Annotated in this window: 8 protein-coding genes and 1 pseudogene; all 9 read left to right on the forward strand. The window is 28.0% G+C overall.

What is annotated here, in order from left to right; genetic code table 11:
• The first annotated feature begins 2 nt into the window (after positions 1-2).
• The 9 genes and pseudogenes from CLOBL_RS26450 to CLOBL_RS26485 all read left to right on the forward strand — a co-directional run bounded on the left by CLOBL_RS26450 (position 3) and on the right by CLOBL_RS26485 (position 6,016).
• Complete coding sequence (locus tag CLOBL_RS26450) at positions 3-113, forward strand: HRDC domain-containing protein (RefSeq protein ID WP_077861730.1); 111 nt, start codon at positions 3-5, stop codon at positions 111-113.
• Between the two features lie 334 nt (positions 114-447).
• Positions 448-903, forward strand: a pseudogene (locus CLOBL_RS26455) (transposase); the annotation flags it as partial.
• Between the two features lie 54 nt (positions 904-957).
• On the forward strand, positions 958-1,167 hold the full coding sequence (locus tag CLOBL_RS28395; RefSeq protein ID WP_242953935.1) for a hypothetical protein: 210 nt from the start codon (positions 958-960) through the stop codon (positions 1,165-1,167).
• 230 nt (positions 1,168-1,397) lie between these two features.
• On the forward strand, positions 1,398-1,550 hold the full coding sequence (locus tag CLOBL_RS28315) for a hypothetical protein (RefSeq protein WP_009171007.1): 153 nt from the start codon (positions 1,398-1,400) through the stop codon (positions 1,548-1,550).
• Positions 1,551-1,553: 3 nt separating this feature from the next.
• On the forward strand, positions 1,554-2,831 hold the full coding sequence (locus tag CLOBL_RS26465) for a radical SAM protein (RefSeq protein ID WP_077861731.1): 1,278 nt from the start codon (positions 1,554-1,556) through the stop codon (positions 2,829-2,831).
• Between the two features lie 188 nt (positions 2,832-3,019).
• Positions 3,020-3,337, forward strand: coding sequence for a nucleotide pyrophosphohydrolase (locus CLOBL_RS26470; RefSeq protein WP_077861734.1), 318 nt, complete (start codon positions 3,020-3,022; stop codon positions 3,335-3,337).
• Positions 3,338-3,751: 414 nt separating this feature from the next.
• Positions 3,752-5,323, forward strand: a complete 1,572-nt coding sequence (locus CLOBL_RS26475; RefSeq protein WP_077861732.1) for an ATP-binding protein — start codon at positions 3,752-3,754, stop codon at positions 5,321-5,323.
• 12 nt (positions 5,324-5,335) lie between these two features.
• Positions 5,336-5,602: a hypothetical protein gene (locus tag CLOBL_RS26480; RefSeq protein WP_077861733.1), complete on the forward strand. Its 267-nt coding sequence runs from the start codon at positions 5,336-5,338 to the stop codon at positions 5,600-5,602.
• Positions 5,603-5,776: 174 nt separating this feature from the next.
• Complete coding sequence (locus CLOBL_RS26485; protein ID WP_179117848.1) at positions 5,777-6,016, forward strand: hypothetical protein; 240 nt, start codon at positions 5,777-5,779, stop codon at positions 6,014-6,016.
• The last annotated feature ends 83 nt before the right edge of the window (positions 6,017-6,099 follow it).

The following is a 6,099-nucleotide window of genomic DNA, read 5'->3' on the forward strand; positions in this document are numbered from 1 at the left end:
TTATTAAAGCAAAACCTAAGACTATAGAAGAACTCAATGAGGTAAATGGATTTGGTAAAGTAAAATGCGAAAAGTACGGTGAAGCTATTATTGAGATAGTTAAGAAGTATTAGTCTAGTATTTAGATATGCAAGGAGAATAAAGGGCTATTGGAGGAGAAAATGCAATTATTGCAGAAATCAAAGGAAAAATAAGCAGTTAAGGATCAAATTTTAATGATAGATCGGAAGAAGATTTGACAGGAAATGTATTTGGCAGCGTATCTTAAAGACAAATAGCTTATTCGAAAGCTGGGGGACTATTGAAACCAATTGTTTAATCAGCTATAATATTATTAATAATCAGAACAAAAGATAAAGATAAGGAAAGATTACTTAAGGAAACTCGACTCACATGCGTTCGCTGAGTAAGTTCGAGGAGCCAAATATAAAATTTGGGCTTTCACTTATTTGTACATTTGATTTGTTTAATAAAGGTCGTCATAAATATACATTTCAAAATGTATGCTTAGAAGATAATAGTATAATGTTAAACGATGAGGCACATAAAATAATATTAAATTCCAAAGGAATTATGAATGATTTAAGTGATGAACTATTAGAATTTCTTGCTTATGTAGAAGACTCGTCAGATGATACGGTAAAGTATGCTAAAGGAAATATTGTTAAGAATATACATAGAAGAGTAAAAGAGGTTAAAAGTGATATTTTAATGGAGGTGGAGTTCATGACTTTATTGGAAAGAGATAGAGAAAAGATTGAGGAAGGAATAGAAAAAGGCAGAGAAGAAGGTATTCTTTTAACAAAAAAAGTTTTAAAGCTTTCAAATTCAGGATATACAATAAGCCAAATCGCAAAAGAATGTAATATATCAGAAGAGGAAGTAAGAAGAATATTAGAATAATAGAATAATAGAATTAAGAAATCTAAGAGTGATGTAATAGTAAAGGTGAGATATATGCACTTCTTAAAAGAGGGCGAAGCACAGTTCGGAAATTATAAACAATTGGAAAGAGATAGAGAGAAAATTGAAGAAGGAATAGAACAAGGCGAAAAAGAGAAGGTATTAGAGATAGCAGTAGAGATGTTAAAAGATAATGAGCCAATAGAAAAAATAATTAAATATTCAAAACTTAGCAAGGAAGAAATATTAAAAATTAAGATTTAAAAACTTGAGACGTAAAAAGCTATCCAGAAAAGGATGGCTTTTTTCATTTAGATAAGAACTTATGTGCATATATTATTTGCCGAATTGGAAATAATTCGAGTATAGGCATATGATTACTTAAACATTTATCAGCCAATTTAAAAATAAATCAAATTAAGATATAATAGAATTATCTATTAGTAAATATTGATTACTCATTTGAAATTTTTAATTATAAAGGGGGACATAAAATGAATTTTGAATTGGTGGAAATTAGTGATAATAATGTTAGTGGAGCTTGTTTCCCAGACTTTTTTGACGATTGTAATCCGACTGAAGAACAAGATTGTATGCCAAATGGGTATCCAGATCCAGAGCCAGATGATGGAGAGGATATATACTAGGATATGAAAAGCTATTTTGTACTAAATGAAAATGTAATATTAATTCAAGGGGCAAAGCGTGGTTTACTTCAAGATTTAAATTGCAGTAGACTTTTTTCTATAGATAGCAATTCAAAATATTATCTAAATAAGCTTTTAAATGGTGAATCTGTGGAAAAGATTTTAGCAGAATTGACACCAGAAGAAAACAGTAGATTTAAAAAATATTTGGATTTACTCATTAGTAAAAACTTGGGGTATTATTCTAGTGAAAAAACAGTTGAAAAAACAGTTTCTGGAAATTATACTAAGGAAAAGGTTATTGATAGAAAATTATCTACTGTATGGTTTGAATTACGAAAAGCTTGCAATTTAAATTGTTGCCATTGTTATATGGATTGTAATAGTAGCAGCGATAAAGGTTTAAATTTATTAAATGTTGAGGATTGGAAAAGAATAATCAATCAATTGAAGAAATTTAAACCTAGAAAAATAATTTTAATTGGTGGCGAACCACTATTATTTAATGGGATTATAGATATTATAAATTATTGCAAAAAAATATGTTCGGAATCAGAATTAATACTTTACTCAAATTTGACTTTATTAACAGAAAAAATAATACAAGCCATTGTATCAAATAAGGTTAAAGTAATCACATCAATTTATTCAAATAAAGCAGAAATTCATGATAAAATAACTAGAAAAGATGGAAGTTTCAATATTACAATATCAAATATAAAGAAGTTGAAGGAATTTGAAGTTTATGTTAAAGCTAATAGCGCAGTAATGAGTTATAATTTTAATGATATTTCAGAAATACAAGATTACATATATGAATTAACAGGAGTTCGCAGCAAAATAGACATAGTAAGAGATGTTGGAATATCTAAAAAAAATTTAATTCCATCGGAATTAGAAACTAAATTTCAAAGAATTAGAAATAAACCTAATTTTAAGCCGGTAAATGAATCACAGTTCTTAAAAAATTACTCTGGAAATAGCTGTTGGCAGGGAAAGATAAACATTACCTGTGATGGGTATGTTTCTCCATGCATAATGGGAAATGATTTTATAGACAAAAGGTTTAATATTAGAATAAATGATATGAATAATATTATTGATGACTATTTGATTACAAAATTTTGGAGTGTCTCAAAGGACTTTATTAATGAATGCAAGGATTGTGAATATAAATATGTTTGCAATGACTGTAGGCCAATATGTACTGAAAATGGAGATATTTATTCTAAAGGAAAAATGTGCAATTATAATCCATATTTAGGTGAATGGAAAAAGTAGCTATGCTTTGGCAAAATTATTTTATAGTATATAGAATCTATTTTCAAATATAATGAGTTTTATAATATTGAGAAATATTTATGAAATTTATTTTAGGCACATGGACTTATTATTTTTTTGACTGTGCCTTATATAATATATGCTATAATAAACATAAAAACTGGAAAATTACAGAAAGAGTGATCAAAATGAAGGAAACAATAAATAGAATAAGAAAATTCAGAACAGACCGTGATTGGGATCAATTTCACACTCCAGCTAATCTATCTAAAGCAATATCAATAGAAGCAGGAGAGCTATTAGAAGAATTCTTATGGGATGAAGAAGATTTTAATAAAGAGCATGTTTTAGAAGAGCTTGCCGATGTTATGGTTTATTGTATACATATGGCTGATTCATTAGGTGTAAATTTAGAAGAAATCATAAATAGTAAAATGGATAAAAATGAAAAGAAATATCCAGTTGAAAAGGCTAAAGGAAATAGTAAGAAGTACACTGAACTGTAAAAAGTGGCACATAAAAGGTGATTGTATATCAAGCTGGTAAAAAGGATTTTAAAGAAGAATATTAAATTGCATCCTTGTGCTTACTTACATAACTATATTAAAAAAGAAGTAGTAAGCTCAGTAATATTTCCTTCACAAAGGGGTCAGACCCTTGTATAAAATTACCATTTAATAGTTTAAAAAATGGTACCGATGTTTACTGATGAGTTTTCTCCATCAGTATTTTTTTATTACAATGTTATTGATTTTAACCACTACATTTTTATCGTCGTTAAAAAATTTATATTTTATATGTTATAATTATTCTTTGATGAGAAATTATGTAAATATATGAAGGAGATTAAAATTAAGCCTCTTCAGTGTTTAATACTTAATTTTGGATTTAGTATATATATTGTTAGGAGAATAGAAAAAATGAGCTTAAATTTTAATTCAGATAATTTTGAAATAAAGAGAGAGTTATTTATTAAAGTGGATACAGATGGAGTAATTAAATCTATTTCTAAAAACTGTTATAGAATTTTAGGATTTATGCAAAATGAAATTCTAAATACTAATATTGATAAATTTTTAGGTTATAGCTTTGATGATTTATTATCACGTGAAAGTTTCGAGACTTTAGTTTTAAAAAAAGATGGTAATCAGTTAATTTTTGATGTTGTCTCTAAACCTGTTTTTAATGATGGTTCTAAAATAGTTGGAGCATACCTATCTCTTATAGATATAAGCAAATATATTTACATTGAAGAGAGATATAATCGACTAATTGAAACATGTGAAAAAACTAAGGACGTTTTTTTTACATTTCAAATTTTACCGAAATCTAAGTTTATATATGTTGGCCCTTCAATGAAAGATATTTTAGGGTATGATCTAGAAATATATTATACTGACGCTAATTTTGCATTTGGAATTGTTCATCCTGACGATTGTAATATACAAAGATCAAAAGTAGATAAAAACTCGGATTTTTCCAAAGCTTTTTGTGTAAGATTTAAGCATAAAGATGGGCATTATGTCTGGATAGAGGATTTTTTAGTTCCTACATATAATGAAAATGGGGATTTAGTATCTATATCAGGATTTAGCAGGGATATTACAGAAAGAAAAAATTTAGAAAAAATGCTAGAGGAACAAAATAAGTTATTAGAAATGGATGTTACTGCGGAAATAAAGGCGAATAAAATCATGGAAAAGACATTAAAATCGCAGGAAGAGTTATTAGTTAATATATCTCACGAACTTAAAACTCCATTAAATGTAATTTCTGCAACGGCTCAGTTATTAGAAATGTATTATATGAATGATTCAATAATAAATAAAAAGGATACACTTATTAAACATGTTAAATCAATAAAGATAAATACCTATAGGTTATCAAAGCTTATTAACAACATAGTGGACTCGTCAAAAATAGAAGCAGGATTTTTTGAACTTAATCTATTAAATGTGAATATAGTTAATGTCGTAGAAGAAATAGTCATGTCAGTAACCAGTTATGTTAAAATTAAAGGCTTAAATATTACTTTTGATACGGATACAGAAGAAAAGATTATTGCATGTGATCCAGAAAAAATAGAGAGAATAATGCTAAACCTTATTTCAAATGCTACAAAATTTTCAAATGATAATGGTGAGATATTTGTAAATGTTAAGGATATGGATGATTGGGTTGAAATATCAGTAAAGGATAATGGTATTGGTATTGAAGAGACAAAATTGGACATTATATTTGATAGATTTGAACAAGTAGATAAATCTTTATCTAGAAATACGGAAGGTACTGGGATTGGATTGAATCTGGTTAAATCTATTGCGCTATTACATGGTGGCAGTGTAAATGTTGAAAGTGAATATGGAAAAGGAAGTAAGTTTACTGTCACTCTTCCAGCTGGAGCAGTAGCTAAGGATAATATGATATATGATAGAAATATTAGAAACAAGGATGAACGCATAAGATTAGAATTTTCAGATGTTTATTTATAGTAAAACTGGTACATGGTAAATGCAACAGGTGATCCATTAACAGGATGGCAAAAGGATAATGTAGGCTGGACTTATATGTCATCATCAACTGGAGCTATGCAAACAGGCTGGGCACAGCTTGGAGGTAACTGGTATTACCTAAAGAGTAATGGATATATGTCAACAGGCTGGGTAAATGATGGAGATACCTGGTACTACTGTAAAGAGGATGGGTCAATGGCAGCTAATACAACAATTGATGGATATAGATTAGATGCAAATGGAGCATGGATAGGCTAAAAATAGAAAGTTTAGATGACGATAAACTGAATTTAATTATTGAGAATATTTTGATATAGAAAATTTAAATGAGGTAGAAAAATATTTCTAAAAGATAGAAATCAAAAGCTATTCATTTAAATGGTATGGAAAGGAATTGCTAATTTTAAGCAATTCCTTTTTTGCTTAAGTAAATTGGAAAAACTGCCGGATGGAAGTATTAATTATAGGAATTTTGAGTCAAGTGTAAAAAAGTTAGTTGAAGATAATATATTGGTAGAAAAAGGCGCTAAAATCAATTCCTTGGCACTAAGTTATGGTGTAAATCATTATAAACTTCAGAAAGATAAAATAGATGAAATAAATAATTATATTTTGAAGTTTTCTAAAGAAATTGATTTAGGAGAGTATTTTAAATGGTCATTGGTTTCCTGAGTCAAGCATGTATAGGGTAGCCAATGCTCTACTTAAGTATAATAGTGAATATGTCGTTGATTATAAGAAAAAATATGGAATTT

Origin of the sequence: Clostridium sp. BL-8, assembly GCF_002006495.1 — a bacterium.
GTDB lineage: Bacteria > Bacillota > Clostridia > Clostridiales > Clostridiaceae > Clostridium.